Here is a 15,001-nt window from a genome sequence, read left to right on the forward strand (position 1 = left end):
GGGAATACGTCCTTTGGAACGAGAAGAAGAAAAGAAGGATACCTACGGCGGGAAGCCAAGGTGCATGAGTCACCACAACGCCGCTTCCTTGAGCACCAGCTAGCGGCGATGAACTGGAACAAAGCCCATTGCGCAGCGGATACGGTGCGTCGGGCCCCTGCCGTGTACCAGGGGTCCGGCGGCACCGGAGCGTAGCCGGTATTGCGCGGCCGCTAGCTGAAGAAGCGGGTTACCTAGTTGTCCCCGCCGTAGGAAGATGTGGCGGCGCTAGGCCGGGACCGGGGCCTCGATTTTGCCGGCCAGGCGCTGCACCCCGCGGAAGAGGCCCGAATGGTCCAGCGCCCCGTCGCCGGAAGCCACCGTGGAGGTGACCAGCTGGGCAACCAGTGCACCCAGTGGCAGCACGACACCGGCTTCGCGGGCCGCGGAGGTCACGATGCCCATGTCCTTGTTGTGCAGGGCCAGGCGGAAGCCCGGGGCGAATTCGCGGTCCAGGATCTTCTGGGCCTTCTGGTCAAGCACCTTGGAGCCGGCCAGGCCGCCGCCGAGGACCTTGATGGCCGCGTCGGTGTCCACGCCATAGGCTTCGAGGAAGAGCACCGCTTCGGACAGGGCCTGGATATTGGCCGCGACGATCAGCTGGTTGGCCGCCTTGACGGTCTGCCCGGAGCCCGAAGGACCCACCAGCACGATGGTCTTGCCCACCGCTTCGAGCACCGGCTTGGCCGCCTCGAAGTCAGCTGGCTCGCCGCCGGCCATAATGGACAGCACGCCCTCGATGGCGCCGGCCTCGCCGCCGGAGACCGGGGCATCGAGCGGGCGCAGTCCGGCGTCGCGGGCCGCGGCCGCAAGCTCGACGGCCACGTCGGGACGGATCGAGGAGTTGTCGATCCACAGCGCTCCGGCCTTCGCGTTGGCGAAGACGCCCTCTGCGCCAAGGGTGACGGCCTGGACGTCCGGGGAATCCGGGACCATGGTGATGACCACGTCCGCATTGGCCACTGCTTGCGCGATGGAGGCGGCCTTGGTTCCGCCAGCGGCGGCCAGCTCATTGCCGGCCTTGTCGCTGCGGTTGTAGCCGGTGACGTGATAGCCGGCGTTGACCAGGTTCTTGGCCATCGGCAGGCCCATGATGCCCAGTCCGATGAAGGCGATGTTCTGCGACATGTGATTCTCCAAAAATTCTTGTGCGAAAAGGTGTTCTCTAGACTGCGGCGCTGCTGCTGGCGCTCTGGAGCCAGTCGAAGGCGGTGGCCGCTTCCTGCTTGTACTCCAGGGCGACGTTGCCGGTGTAGCCCAACTCGCGCGAGCGCTTGATCCAGTCCTGCAGCGGCAGGTCCCCGGTGCCCGGTGCTCCGCGGCCCGGCGCATCGGCGATCTGGATATGGCCGAAGTCCTTGGCATGCGCTTCAATGACGGCGGCGACGTCATCGCCGTTGACTGACAGGTGGTAGAAGTCGGCCAGCAGCGCGATGTTCCCTTCGCCCTGGGCCTTGACAGCGTCGATGACCGCAAGCGCCTGGGCCGCAGTTTTCAGCGGGTAGGCTTCCGTGCCGGAGACCGGCTCGATCAGCACGGTGCCGCCGGCCTTGGCCACGCCCTGGGCCGCGGCCACCAGGTTCTCCAAGGCCAGCGCATCCTGGGCCGCCGGGTCGGCGCCCTCGATGCGGTTGCCGTACAGGGCATTGAAGGCTTTGCAGCCGGTAGCTTCGGCGATCGCCACTACCGCGTCGACGTTGTCCTTGAATTCGGACTCGCGACCCAGCCATGAAACCAGTCCGCGGTCGCCTGCCGGCATGTCGCCGGCGAAGAAGTTCAGTCCGTCCAGCTGGACGCCGGCGTTGGCCAGCGAGGCGAGAAATTCGTCGACCTGCTTGCCGGAGGGGGCGGCTTCGCCAAATGGCCACCAGAATTCGACGCTGTCGAAACCCGCCTGCTTGGCGGCATCCGCGCGCTGCAGCAGCGGCAACTCGGTGAGGAGGATCGAGCAGTTCAGAGTGTAGGACACTGGATTTCCCTTCAAGAACACCTTCCAAAGATTCCGCTTTATGGAAGTTAGCTTTTGCTTTATGAAAACTCTAGGACGAGACGCCAATCACTGTCAAGAAGGTTTCGGGACGAAGTGCCGATGCGCGCAGAGTCGCGCAGAAGGGCGCTGCGGTGGCATCAGGACAGGAATGGCGCCCGGTGCGATCCTGGTAAAAGCTGGCTCATCAGCGGATTCCGGGAATGGAATAAAAGGCTCCGGAATCCGGCCCAAAATACCATCTGGTGAAATTATCATTTTCTATTGCGGGAATGTGATCCAGTGCATACAGTGGTGGTTACTCACCTGGCACATATCTCGGAGTGACTTCCTAGCTCAGGAGCAGCCATGCTTTTTCCACCGTGCATCACGCACAGCGCACAGCGGCTTGCCGTTGCGCCGCGCCCGGCCATGCCGCTTCTCGGCTCGCCGGCCGAGTTCTACGTTAATTTCGGACAGCCGATCTACCCGTAAGCGGGCCCGCCTACCTGCCCTGCGTCCCCGCAGGCAGGCACGGGCCGTTCCCCTGAACGCTCCGCTTCCCCAGATCTGTCATCTTCCCCTGCCGCAGTGCGCCCGAATGCGCCTGCCCGGATGCATGACCCTTTGACAAGGATGTCCATCATGTCGCAAAAGACCCCTGAAATGGTGCCCGAGGCCGCACCGCAGGAAAACCGGCCCGCTATCGACCGGGCCAATCCCTTCGAGTTGAGCGCGTCGCTCTACAACCAGGACCTGGCACCAACCACCCGCTCCGGACGCACCTGGAGCTCTTACAGCATCTTCACCCTGTGGGCCAACGACGTGCACTCGCTGGGCAACTACACCTTCGCCATCGGGCTCTTCGCGCTGGGCATGAGTGGCTGGCAGATCCTCGGCGCGCTGGGCATCGGAGCGGTCCTGCTCTTCGCGCTGCTGAACTTCTCGGGGTTCATGGGCGAGAAAACCGGTGTCCCTTTCCCGGTGATGAGCCGCATCGCCTTCGGCATCAACGGCGCCCAGATCCCCGCACTGCTGCGCGGGGCCGTGGCCATTGCCTGGTTCGGCATCCAAACCTACCTCGCCGCCCAGGTCCTCGCCGTCATGGTGATTGCCGTGGCCCCGGGGTCCGCAGCCCTGGAGCAGACCAGCTTCCTGGGACTGAACGCCCTGGGCTGGATCTGCTTCGTCGCCCTCTGGGCGGTGCAGCTGGTCATCGTCAGCTACGGCATGGAGATGATCCGCAAGTACGAGGCCTTCGCCGGCCCGGTCATCCTGGCCACCTTCCTGGGCCTGGCCATCTGGATGCTCTTCGAATCGGGTTTCAACGTCTCGATGAGCACCGGCGAGTCGAAGACCGGCATCGAGATGTGGACCGCGATGTTCGGCGCAGCCGCCCTGTGGGTCTCGATCTACGGCACCTTCGTCCTGAACTTCTGCGACTTCACCCGTGGCGCATCCTCCAAGAAGGCGATCGTCAAGGGCAACTTCTTCGGCATCCCGCTGAACATGATGTTCTTCGGCGCCATCGTGGTGGTCCTGACCGGTACGCAGTTCTCCATCAACGGCCAGGTCATCACCTCGCCGTCGGATATTGTCGGCGCGATCCCGAACACCTTGCTGCTGTTGCTGGCCTCCGCCGCCCTGCTGGTGCTGACCATCGCGGTGAACCTGATGGCCAATTTCGTGGCTCCAACCTACGCATTGACCAACCTGCTCCCGAAGAAGCTGAACTTCCGCACCGCCGCACTGATCTCCGGGGTCATCGGCCTGGTCATCCTGCCCTGGAACTTGTACAACTCCCCCGAGATCATCAACTACTTCCTGGGCGGCCTGGGCGCGCTGCTTGGCCCGCTGTTCGGCATCATCATGGCCGACTACTGGCTGATCCGCAAAGCCCGGATCAACGTCATGGACCTGTACCGCTCGGATGCCGAAGGCACCTACTACTTCACCCGCGGCGTGAACTACCGGGCCGTCGGGGCACTGGTGATCAGCTCGGTGATCGCACTGGTGCTGGCCTTCGTCCCTGCCTTGCACGTGGTCGGCCCGTTTGCCTGGTTCCTGGGTTCGGGCGCCGGCGCCCTGGCCTACCTGGCCTTGGCCAAGCGCCAGCACGATCTGGCGGACATCGATGGCGAGCCGATCGCCGTGGCACCAACCCACTAGGACAGCTCATGCGCATTCTGATCCTGAACGTCAACACCACGCAGTCCATGACCCGCGCCATCGGGGATTCCGCCCGGCAGGTCGCCTCGCCCGGCACCGAAATCGTCGAGCTGACCCCGGATTTCGGGGCGGACTCCTGCGAAGGCAATTTCGAAAGCTACCTGGCGGCCATCGCCGTGATGGACAAGGTGGTCCGCTACACCGAGCCATTCGACGCGGTCATCCAAGCCGGCTACGGCGAGCACGGCCGCGAGGGCCTGCAGGAGCTGCTGGATGTCCCGGTCGTGGACATTACCGAAGCCGCCGCCTCCACCGCGCAATTCCTGGGCCACAAGTATTCGGTGGTCACCACGCTGGACCGCACGGTGCCGCTGATCGAGGACCGGCTGAAATTGGCCGGCCTGACCGACCGGCTCGCCTCGGTGCGCGCCAGCGGGCTGGGCGTGCTGGAACTCGAATCCGATCCGCAGCGCGCGGTAGCGGCCATCGTCGAGCAATCCCGCCAGGCAGTGGAGCAGGACAAGGCCGAGGTGATCTGCCTGGGTTGCGGCGGCATGGCCGAGCTGGAGGATCAGGTGCGGCTGGCCACCGGCGTGCCAATTGTCGATGGCGTGCGCGCAGCGGTGACCATCGCGGAGTCGCTGGTCCGGATGGGGCTGAGCACCTCCAAGGTGCGCACCTACGCCCCTCCGCGGCCCAAGACCGTGACCGGCTTTCCGATGACTCCGGCGGCCGTCGTTCCGGCGGGCCTCTGAATGCCAAGCCAAATAGCAGGCTCAGCCCAGCGCGCTCACAGTCAGCCGTCCTAGAGTTTTAAGTACCTCATGAAGGTGCGAGTGATGACAAAAGGAAACCCCGGTGCTTCGGCACCGGGGTTTTCTTCTTGCCCTGCTCTCCATCGAGGACCGGATTGGCCTAGGAGAATTCAGGAACCTTCGGCAAAGCCATGTTCTTCGAGAAGAACTCGGCCAGTTCCGCGCGGGCAGTCAACGGCAAGACCTGAGCGACATACATGTCCGGGCGGACGACAACCAGGGCCCCGGCCCGGTCGATCTTGCGTTCGGCGAAGATATCCTGATGCGGGATCGCGGCATAGACCTTCTCCCAGTCGGTGATCTGGACCTGGCCCACCTTCGGCAGGAACAGCCGTGGCACCTTGTTAATTTCCACCTCATGGTAGTCCTGCTGGTAGATCACCTTGGCGTCGAATACGCTGTCAATGTCTTGGCCCTCAGCGGTGTAAGCGGTGATTGGCGAATCGGCAGAATTCTCCAGCCATTGCGCCAGCTGTTCGAGCTCTTGCCCCGATTCGTCGGCGAAGGCGTAGAGCCTCCAGCGCCCATCGGCACGGAAGTGGTGCCCCAGTTGGACCGTGGTCGTATCGCAGACGCGGGAGACCTGCGCGGATTTGAAGCGCATGCCTACCGGGAAGCCTTCGGCCAGCTTCTGGTGCGCGGTCCCGCCGGTCAGCGTGGACAGCTCGTACTTGGTGTCGAAGCCGCCGGGGAAGTTGGCGGTCTTCACGAAGAAGTCGATGATCTCGTGCGGGCCTTCCATTTCCTCCGGGCTGCGCGACATCATCGCGGACCATTCCTTGTCGTAGTCGATGAGCTTCTGCGCAACATCCTGGCGCTCTTCGTTATAGGTCTTCAGCAGCGACTCGTCGCTGCGTCCGGTGAGCACCTGGCCCAGCTTCCAGGACAGGTTCCACCCGTCCTGGATGGAAACGTTCATGCCCTGGCCGGCCTTGGCGCTATGCGTATGGCAGGCATCGCCGGCGATGAACACATGCGGGTTCAGCGATGGATCATTCTTCGCGGCCACATCATCGAAGCTCTGGGCCACCGAGTGGCGCACCTCGTAGATGCTGAACCAGGTCACCTCGCGCACATCCACCGAGTACGGGTGCAGGATGCGGTTGGCGCGGGCGATGGCTTCTTCGGCGGTGGTGGCGCGGACCTGCGCCCGGTTCTGGTCGTTCGGGGTATCCAGCGACACGTAGAAACGCGTCAGGAAGCCGCCTTCGCGGGGAATCAGCAGGATGGATCCGTCCTTGTCGGACTGGATGCCGCTGCGCGTGCGGAAGTCCGGGAAGTCGGTGTTGGCCAGCATGTCGATCACTGCCCAGGCCTGGTCGGCAGGGTCGGTGACCACCTCGACGTCGATGCAGCTGCGCACCTTGCTCCGCGCGCCGTCGCAACCGACAACGTACTTGGCGCGCACCGTGCGCTCGATGCCGTGCTCGTCATTGATGCGGACTTCAACCGGATATTCTCCGGAATCGTGGACCACCAGGCCCAGGAACTCCACACCGTAGTTGATGTTGATGCGGGCCGGGCCGTTTTCTGCGCGCTCTGCGAAATAGTCGATCACGCGGGCCTGGTTGACGGTGAGGATCGGGAATTCGCTGACATAGGCGGGCGGATCATCAGCACGGGCGCCACGGGCAATTTCGGCAGGGTTCTGCGGATGCGGACCCCAGAAGCTCATTTCGCGCATGTGCGCTGCCTCGTGCGCGATCTCATCGTAGAACTCGAAGGCCTGGAAGGTTTCGCAGCTGCGCGGGAACAGTCCGTCGGCGCGGCCCGCGGCCAGCCGCTCCGGGCGGGCTTCGATGATGCGGGTGTGGACCTCTGGATACTCGGTCAACTGGGCGGCCTGGACGATGCCGGCCGGTCCGGCACCGACAATGAGCACATCCATCGTCTCGGGCAGTTCAGCAGTACGGTTCAGTCCCGTACCTTCTGCATTCCTGATACGAGGGTTGCGGCCGACATATCCGTCGTGGTGGTACTGCATCCTGGAGCTCCTTAGCTGGGTCGCATGATCTTCAAGCAGGAACTGCACTGTCGCTGCCGATCATCCGAAAAAGTTCTTCATGTCCGCTTGATTGTGATGCGGAACACGTTGAGGACTAGTAGCAATCCTGCGCCCTTCTGCGGGGAAGCACCACGTGAATCTTCCACCCAGCGGAAGCCTTCTTTTAAATCTCCATGTATGGCACTTGACCTGGGGTTCCAGTGATTCCAAGGCGCTTTCCACGGCCAGCGCCGCGGCCAGAAAAGGGCAGCAGGGCGTCCCGGGCCATTTGGCCCGGGACGCCCTGCTGCGCTGCTTGCCGGCCGGTGTTCTTGCTAGCGGACCTGGCGATGGATGGACTTGTAGCTCAGGTACGCCGAGAGGCCCTCGGGCCCGTATTCGGCGCCCAGGCCGGAGTCATGGCGTCCGCCAAATGGCGCCGCATGGTTCGAGGCGAAGAAGTTGATGCCCACACTGCCCGAATCGATCTGGTCAGCGACCTGCACCGCATGCTGCTCGTCGGCACCGAAGACCAGGCCGCCCAAACCGAATTCGGTGTTATTCGCCAGGGCAATGCCCTCGGCTTCATCCTGGTACTTGAGCACGGTGATCACCGGTCCGAAGATTTCCTCGCGCGATATCCTCATATCCGGGGTGACACCGGCAAAAACGGTTGGCTCGATGAAATATCCACCGGCCAGCTCGGCCTCCATCATGGCCTTGCGGCCACCGGTCACCGCCTGCGCGCCTTGCGCATGGCCCGATTCGAGGTACTCCAGGACCGTCTCGTACTGGCTCTTGTTGGCCGAGGGGCCGAACACCGTGCCGGCCTGCAGCGGGTCCCCTTGGGTTCCTGCGGAAATCGTTGCGCGCACCGTCTCCACGACGTCGTCGTAGTGCTGCGCTGGGGCCAGGATCCGGGTGGAGATGTAGCACGTCTGCCCGGTATTGCGCATGCACGAGCGGATCAGCCGCGAACTGAGCACCTCCAGATCGGCATCCGGCAGCACCAAGGCGCTGGACTTGCCGCCCAGTTCCAAGGTGACCGGCCGCAGCAGCTCGCCGCAGGCCGCGGCGATCTTGCGCCCTACCGGCGTGGACCCGGTGAATGCGACCTTGGAGACCAGCGGATGGCGAACCAGTTCATCGCCCATGCGCCCCGGCCCGGTGACCAGGTTGGCGACGCCCGCCGGCACTCCGGCGGCAGCCATGGCATCCATGATGATGCGGAAGGACAGCGGTGTTGGCGAAGCCGGCTTCATCACCACGGTGCACCCCGCCAGCAAGGCCGGGGCCAGCTTGATCACCATCAGGTTGATGGGGAAGTTCCACGGGGCAATCAGCGCGCAGACCCCCACCGGGTCACGGCGGACCAGGGATTCCCCGGGCCCGTTCGGGAAGGGGCGCAGGTCCTCGTTTTCCAGCAATGGAGCCAGCGACGCGAAGTAGCGGAAGATTGAGGCGGCATTGGCAGCCGCTCCCTGCGTTTCCGAAATCGGGGACCCGTTTTCCAGGGTATTGGTCAGCGACAATTCGGTGGCCCGGGCCTCCACTTCGTCGGCGATGCGCAGCAGCAAGGCCGCACGATCCGACGGCGAGCAGCTTCGCCACTGCGTTCCGTGGAACGCGGCGTGCGCGGCGCCCACCGCGCGATCGATGTCCTGGCTGGTGCCTGCCGGGACCGAGCCCCATACTTGCCCAGTGGCCGGATCGGTGACCTCGATGCGCCCGGTTCCCGCAGAGCCAACCCATCCCCCGTCAATGAAATGCGTATCGACATGGCGGTACGGGATCGCCAAGCTGTCGCGGGTGCTTGCGGCCGCGCTCATCGCAGGGCCTTGGTCCGCAGCAGCGACCGGGAGCGGGCCAGGTCAGCGGTGGCCATGGCCACGGCCGCCTCGGTGATCAGCTCCGGGATGATCTCGGTTTCCAACCGGTCGGTGTAGGTGCTCGGGTCCTGGCCGAACCAGCCCGACGCCAGTGCGATGCCCGCCTGGTCGAAGCGCCACAACCGATCCGCGTCGCGCATCAGCGCATCCTCCAGCGAATAGGCCACCGCACGGGTGTCATGCCCGTCGATGATCGCGCAGACGGCTTCGACGAACTGCGCGCCATAGCCCAGCGGCGGCAGCACGCGCCGGGCCACTTCGCAGCCCTCGCGCTCGTGCTCGTAGCGGATATCCGCTGTGCGCCAGTCGCCGCGGAACCCGTCGGAGATGATCTTCTCCTCATCCACGTGGGCCCAGCCGGTGTCGTGCAGCAAGGTGGCCACCAGCACCAGGGTGCGGTCCGCTTCCGGATAGGCGTCGCACAGGCGACGGGCGAAGGACAGCGAAATCGGCAGGTGGATGTCGTTGCCACGGGCACGGGTTTCCGGTTCCACCGCGGCCCAGATCTTATCCAGTTCACCGTCGAAGTGCTCATCCAGGGCTATGGGCGTGGTGTTGACTGAGCCCTGCGCAGGCAGTGGCCGGGTGTCATTCAAAGTGGTCATGATGTCCTCAGGCAATCAGGGTCTTGAGTTGGACAGCGGCATCAGCGCCAGCTTGCGGGTCGATGTTCTTCCCGGCCGCCAGGGCCTGCTTTACCGCCATGAAATCCAATGGCGCATTCACGCAGTCGGCCGCGATGATCTGCCCTTCGCGGTAGTACAGCACGGTGAATTTCCCCTTCTCGGGGACTTCGCGCTTCACCATCTGGTCGAAGCACATGGACAGGCCGGCGATCTGCAATTTCATGTCGGCCTGGTTGGACCAGAACCAGGGGATGCCGGCGTAGGCTTCGCGCTGGCCCATCAGGGCGTAGGCAGCCACCTTGGCGTGCTCCACGGCGTTATTCACCGATTCCAAGCGGATCCGCTCGCCTTCAGGCGCGCCGGGCAGCGGGTTGGGCATATTGGCCACGTCGCCGACTACCAGCGTGTGGCCGTCCGAAGCCAGGGCCGCGTGGTCGACGACGATGCCGTTATCGATGCGCAGGCCGAGCTTTTCGCCCAGCTCGGTGTTCGGAATGACGCCGATGCCGACCAGCACGATTTGCGCCTCGATCATTTCCCCGGATTCCAGTTCGACGGCGCTCACCTGGCCGTTGGCGCCGTGGATCTCGCGCACCCGGGCGTCCAAGTGGATATCGAGCCCGCGTTCGCGGTGCCTGCGCAGGAAGTAGCTGCTGGTGTCCTCGCCCACGGCGCGGCCCACCAAACGTGGCCCGTATTCCAGCACGGTGACTTTCTTGCCCATCGCCTGCAGCGAACTGGCTGCTTCCAGGCCGATGAATCCCCCGCCAATGACCACCACGTCGGCGGCCTTCGGGGCCAGGTCCTTCAGGTGCAGGGCGTCATCGGCGTTGCGCAGGTACACCACGCCGTCCAGGCCGCTGCCTTCTGCTTCGAAGCGGCGTGGGCGCGCGCCCACCGCCAGCGCCAGGCGGGTGTAGGGGTAGCGGGTGCCGGAGCTGCCCACGGCGATGCCGGAACCATCCGCATTGGAGGCGATTTCCTCGATGCGCTCGGCCTTGACCAGGGTGACATTGTGCTCGTCCCAGTACTCGTTGGAGCGGAAGATCAGCGACTCGCTGCCGATCTTGTCCTGCAGGAATTCCTTGGACAGCGCCGGGCGCTGGTAGGGACGGTGGTCTTCATCCCCGAGCAGCGTGATGTGCTCGTCGTAGCCCAGCGCGCGCAGCGAGATCGCCAGCTGGACGCCGGACTGGGAAGCTCCGACAATCAGCAGGCCGGTGGCGGTGTGCGGCTCGGGGGCCGGGGCGCCGGCAGTGGATACGGCGGTTGCGGTTTTCATGGCTACACCTGGGTTTCCGGAGTGGTGACGTTGATCGTTTGCCCTTCGCACATCTTGATCTGGCAGGACAGCCGGGAGTTGTCCTCGCGGTCCTCGGCGGTGCCGTAGAGCATCTCGTCTTCCATCTCGCTCATTGGCTCCAGCGAATCCAGGTCATTGCCGGCAACGAATACGTGGCAGGTGGCGCAGGATAGCGAGCCGCCGCATTCGCCAACAATGCCTTCGACACCGTTGCGTACAGCGGTTTCCATCACCGAGTCGCCGATGCCGGCCTCGATGCTGCGTGCGTTGCCTTCGAAATCAGTGAAATTTACTGTCGCCATGATGATCACTCCTAAGTTGGTGATTGACGTCTTGTGCGATGAAGCATGAATCAGATGAATTGGCGTCCGCCGTCAACCACGAGCGTCTGCCCGGTGATGAAGGAGGAATCCTGGCCGGCCAGGAAGAGTGCGGCTCCGACGATGTCGGCGGGCTGGCTGGCCCGCTTCAGCGCCCCGCGGTCCACGCCGTAGCTGGCGGCGTCTTCCATCAGCCCCAGGCTGGCTTCGGTGAGGGTAAACCCCGGTGCGATGGTGTTCACGGTGATGTCGCGCCGGCCCAGTTCCTTGGCCATCACCCGGCTCAGGGCAATGACCCCGCCCTTGGAAGCCACGTAGTGGGCCCACTGCTCGGAGCCGGAGTACACGGTGGCGCTGGCCAGGTTGATCACGCGGGATCCGGCGGCCAGGAACGGGGAGACCGCGCGGGTGACCATCCAGGGGCCCTTGAGGTTCACGCCCATGACCTGGTCCCATTCGCCGGGGTCGATGTCCTCGAACAGCGAGCGGGTCACGGTGGCGTAGATCGCGGCGTTGTTGATCAGCACCTCGATGTTCCCGCCCGCGAATTCCGCGGCGCCGCGGGCCATCTGGTCGGTGGATTGCGGGTCGGTGACATTGACTTCGAAGGCCGAGGCCTTCCCGCCGGCCTCGCGCACCAGCTGCACGGTCTGCTCGGTGCCCGCCAGGTCGATGTCCGCGGCGGCGATCCGGTAGCCGCGTTCGGCAAACCCGAGGGCGAAGGCCCGGCCCAGTCCGCCGGCGGCTCCGGTGATCAGCACCGTAGGTGAGCTGCTCATGGATCGTGCCTTTCGTCAGTTGGAGATTCGTTTCGATGGGTGCCGGACCTTTGGGGGCAGGGCCGGCACCCGGGGGTGTTCCTGGCTTTGGGGTGCCAGGAAGGATTTAGCCGTGATGGTGCGAATGGGCTCCGGGCCCGGCCAGGACGGGCTCGTCCACCAGGATCTCCACGGTTCCCTTGCCGCCATCCACCCGCAGCCGGTCGCCGGTCTTGATGGTGGTCGATGCGCTGCCGGTACCGGTCACGGCGGGCAGGTCGTATTCACGGCAAACGATCGCCGCGTGGGACATCATGCCGCCGATGTCCGTGACCGTGGCCTTGATCTTGCCGAAGATCGGTCCCCAGCTCGGCGCGGTAATCGGCGCCACCAGGATTTCTCCCGGCTGGATCAGGCCCAGCTCGTCGGCGTGCATGATCACCCGGGCCACGCCCTCGACAGCGCCTGGCGAGGCGGCCATGCCCTTGAGCACGTTCTCCTGGGCATCCTCGTCATTGCCCAGCCACGATTGCACCTGCTCTGTGGTGATGCCCCACAGCATGCGGGTGAATGGCTCGGTGATCGATTCCGGCGGGGTGTTCAGCGCCGGTGCCGGGCGTGCGGTCTTCAGCGCGGTGACGATCTGGCGGCGCTTGGCGATCTTCGCAGGCAGGGCCACCGCGGCGATCGGCGCTCCGGAGCCGATGCCGAAGGAGGTAACCAAATCGAAGATGACATCGCGCAGCTCGTTGCGGCCCAGGTAGAGCAGGTCTTCTGGATCCTGGAAGACCCCGGCATCGGCCATCATCCGCGAGAGCTCGCGGATCTTGCGCCAGAAGACGCCCATGGTCCAGTGCTCGATGTAGAAGTTGTGGTTCTCCACGTAGGGGTAGGCAGTAGCAGCCAGCGAGCGCTTGGCCTCGAAGACCTCGGCGGTCTCGGAATCCAGCAGATCGCTGTATTCCTCGACGATGCGTTCCTTCTCGGCAATCAGCTTTTCGGTGGGACGCAGGATCTGCGCGCCTTCCTCAGCGCGGCGGATGTAGTCGGCGATGAAACCCAGCGGAATTTCCGGGTACTCGTTCCAGTACTTGTCATGGCCGTAGAAGCCGTTGCCGATGGTGAAGTTGAACCATGGCTCGTGGGCTGCTTCCCACTGGGCGATCCAGCGCTCGCCGCCCGGGGCCGCGGCGATGGCCGCCAGGGTGGCCTGCGGGTCATCGGTGTTGGTGAAGAGACCCGAGAGCTTGAGCTCGACGGCCAGCAGGGCCAGCGACTTCAGCTCGTCATCGGGCTTGAACAGCTCCATGTCCACGCCCTGCACCATGGTGGCGATGGACTGGTCGGGGATGTTCGGGAAGACTTCCTTGCAGAAGTTGAAGAAGTCCAGGTAGGCGATGTAGCCCAGGTTCAGGAATTCGAAGTGGTACTGCCAGTTCTGGTAGGTGAGCGAGATCAGCCGGTCGTAGTTATCCAGCAGGATCTGCGAGCCGTCCTTGCCCACGCCGTTCTCGATGTCCTGGAACGGGACAATTCCAGGCAGCGGGTCGAAGCGCAGTTCTTCCATGTCCGCAATGGTGCCCTTGACCTTCTCGTGCCAGGCCGCCAGCTTGTTTTCCCAGTCGCCGAAGTAGTGGCCGATGCGCGCCTCGAATTCCGGGACGCGGGCCGCGATCTGGTCCTCGGGCACCGGAATCGGGGACATGTACAGGTAGCCCAGGTGCACGCGGAAGTCGATGCCGTTGGCGTTCGGGATCATCAGGTGGCGGGCGTTGTACTGGCCCAGGCACTTGACCGCGAATTCGCCGCCAATGGTCTCGAAGGGCTTGAAGACCGTTGGCCAGTGCGAGGAGTCGCAGAACCAGAACTTGGCGTCTTCAGCTTCCTTGAGTTCGTCCTGGAACACCAGGTAGTACGGGTAGATCTCTTCCCATCCTTCGGCACCTGCTGGTACCGGCAAATCGGATGGCTTGGGGAACGACTTCATTGTCATGGTCATGCACCCTTTCAAGGGGTAAGGGAAAGCGCGGGTGGAAAACTTCAGTGCGTGCTAGCCGCTGATCCTGGTCAGCGATGCGGTGATGGAGCCGAAGCCGAGGGACGAGGAGTAGCCGGTGCTCTTGGGCTTGGCTTCGGTGGCCTTGGCAGAGTGGACCGTTTCCGGCCGGGACTGCAAGAGCAGCAGGTTTTCGCCATCGGGCAGATCCGCGTCGATCGCCCATTCGATATCCTGCGGTGCCTTGTAATGCTTCTCGGCGCGCTTGGCCAGCTGGGCCACGGCGGCCAGCTCGGTGCCCGAGAGGCACCGCACGTTGCGGCGTGCTTCCTCGACTTCGCGTTCCACCAGGGTGTTGGTGGCCGCATCGGGGACCATCTCGGCATGCTTGTCGCCAACATGCTCATGGATCACTGCCAAGGTGACCTTGTCCAGCTGGATGTTATCCGGGGTGACGGTGCCCGAGACCACCATCTCGCCAACGCCCCAGGAGGCGTCCACGGTGATCTTGGAGCGGTCGCCGTTGGCGGGGTCCAGGGTCATGGCCACGCCGGCGGTCTTGGCGTTGACCATCTTCTGCACGACCACCGCCATGCACAATCCCTCATCGGGGATCCCGTTCTTGATGCGGTAGATGATCGCACGCGTGGTGTACAGCGAAGCGAAGCATGCGCGGATATGCTCTGCGACCTGGGAGTAGCCGTTCAGCCAGAGGTAGGTGTCCTGCTGTCCGGCGAAAGAAGCATCGGGCAGGTCCTCCGCGGTGGCCGAGGAACGCACCGCCAGCGGCACTTCGCTTTCAAAGCGGGACTGCAGCTGCGCGTAGGCCTCCTTGGTTGCGTTGCCCAGCTCGGCGGGAACCGGACGGGAAAGGATGATTTCGCGGATGGCCGCGCTGGCGGCGTCCGCCGCCTGGACATCCTCCGGGTCCAGGCCCTTGAGCTGCTGAGCGATCGCCTCGGAGAGCCCGGAGTGCATGAAGGTGCGGAAGGCCTGGGTGTTGACCACGAATCCCGGGGGCACCGGCATGCCCGCGGCGGTCATGGTGACCAGGGAAGCCCCCTTGCCGCCCAGGGAGTCGAGGGTCGGCGCCTTGCCGCCGTCGAAGAACTCAATGAATTCGTTGCTGCTCATCT

General features: G+C 64.3%; 12 protein-coding genes. 2 read left to right on the plus strand and 10 right to left on the minus strand.

Translation table 11 applies throughout. The features are described 5' to 3' along the window. Window positions 1-267 precede the first annotated feature (267 nt). Complete coding sequence (locus AAZQ98_RS02755) at window positions 268-1,167, minus strand: 2-hydroxy-3-oxopropionate reductase (protein ID WP_434689636.1); 900 nt, start codon at window positions 1,165-1,167, stop codon at window positions 268-270. Window positions 1,168-1,204: 37 nt separating this feature from the next. Next, on the minus strand, window positions 1,205-2,008 hold the full coding sequence (locus AAZQ98_RS02760) for a hydroxypyruvate isomerase family protein (RefSeq protein ID WP_434689638.1): 804 nt from the start codon (window positions 2,006-2,008) through the stop codon (window positions 1,205-1,207). 642 nt (window positions 2,009-2,650) lie between these two features. Between AAZQ98_RS02760 and AAZQ98_RS02765 the strand changes: the two genes are divergently transcribed. Continuing rightward, entirely contained in the window at window positions 2,651-4,174 is a 1,524-nt protein-coding gene (locus AAZQ98_RS02765) for an NCS1 family nucleobase:cation symporter-1 (RefSeq protein WP_286134071.1), read from the plus strand. Between the two features lie 8 nt (window positions 4,175-4,182). Then, window positions 4,183-4,929 (plus strand): aspartate/glutamate racemase family protein, encoded by a 747-nt coding sequence (locus tag AAZQ98_RS02770; protein ID WP_434689640.1) that lies wholly within the window; start codon window positions 4,183-4,185, stop codon window positions 4,927-4,929. Window positions 4,930-5,089: 160 nt separating this feature from the next. On the opposite strand, the gene AAZQ98_RS02775 is transcribed toward AAZQ98_RS02770, so the two are convergent. The 8 genes from AAZQ98_RS02775 to AAZQ98_RS02810 all read right to left on the minus strand — a co-directional run bounded on the left by AAZQ98_RS02775 (window position 5,090) and on the right by AAZQ98_RS02810 (window position 14,999). Beyond that, window positions 5,090-6,973, minus strand: coding sequence for an FAD-dependent monooxygenase (locus AAZQ98_RS02775; protein WP_434689642.1), 1,884 nt, complete (start codon window positions 6,971-6,973; stop codon window positions 5,090-5,092). Window positions 6,974-7,308: 335 nt separating this feature from the next. Further along, entirely contained in the window at window positions 7,309-8,802 is a 1,494-nt protein-coding gene (locus tag AAZQ98_RS02780) for an aldehyde dehydrogenase family protein (protein WP_434689644.1), read from the minus strand. Next, window positions 8,799-9,467 carry an HD domain-containing protein gene (locus tag AAZQ98_RS02785; RefSeq protein WP_434689646.1) on the minus strand — a complete coding sequence of 223 codons (669 nt, stop codon included), beginning with the start codon at window positions 9,465-9,467 and terminating at the stop codon, window positions 8,799-8,801. The genes AAZQ98_RS02780 and AAZQ98_RS02785 overlap by 4 nt, the downstream gene beginning before the upstream one ends. 7 nt (window positions 9,468-9,474) lie before the next feature. Then, window positions 9,475-10,770 carry an NAD(P)/FAD-dependent oxidoreductase gene (locus AAZQ98_RS02790; RefSeq protein WP_434689648.1) on the minus strand — a complete coding sequence of 432 codons (1,296 nt, stop codon included), beginning with the start codon at window positions 10,768-10,770 and terminating at the stop codon, window positions 9,475-9,477. A 2-nt stretch (window positions 10,771-10,772) separates the two neighbouring features. Next, a complete protein-coding gene (locus AAZQ98_RS02795) occupies window positions 10,773-11,093 on the minus strand; it encodes a 2Fe-2S iron-sulfur cluster-binding protein (protein ID WP_434689650.1) in 321 nt (106 codons plus the stop codon). A gap of 50 nt (window positions 11,094-11,143) precedes the next feature. Continuing rightward, entirely contained in the window at window positions 11,144-11,890 is a 747-nt protein-coding gene (locus AAZQ98_RS02800) for an SDR family NAD(P)-dependent oxidoreductase (protein ID WP_434689651.1), read from the minus strand. Between the two features lie 106 nt (window positions 11,891-11,996). Continuing rightward, window positions 11,997-13,868, minus strand: coding sequence for a PEP-utilizing enzyme (locus AAZQ98_RS02805; RefSeq protein WP_434689653.1), 1,872 nt, complete (start codon window positions 13,866-13,868; stop codon window positions 11,997-11,999). A gap of 51 nt (window positions 13,869-13,919) precedes the next feature. Beyond that, window positions 13,920-14,999, minus strand: coding sequence for a PEP/pyruvate-binding domain-containing protein (locus tag AAZQ98_RS02810; RefSeq protein WP_434689655.1), 1,080 nt, complete (start codon window positions 14,997-14,999; stop codon window positions 13,920-13,922). Between the last annotated feature and the right edge of the window lie 2 nt (window positions 15,000-15,001).

The organism is Glutamicibacter sp. Je.9.36 (assembly GCF_051129975.1).
Classification (GTDB): Bacteria; Actinomycetota; Actinomycetes; order Actinomycetales; family Micrococcaceae; genus Glutamicibacter.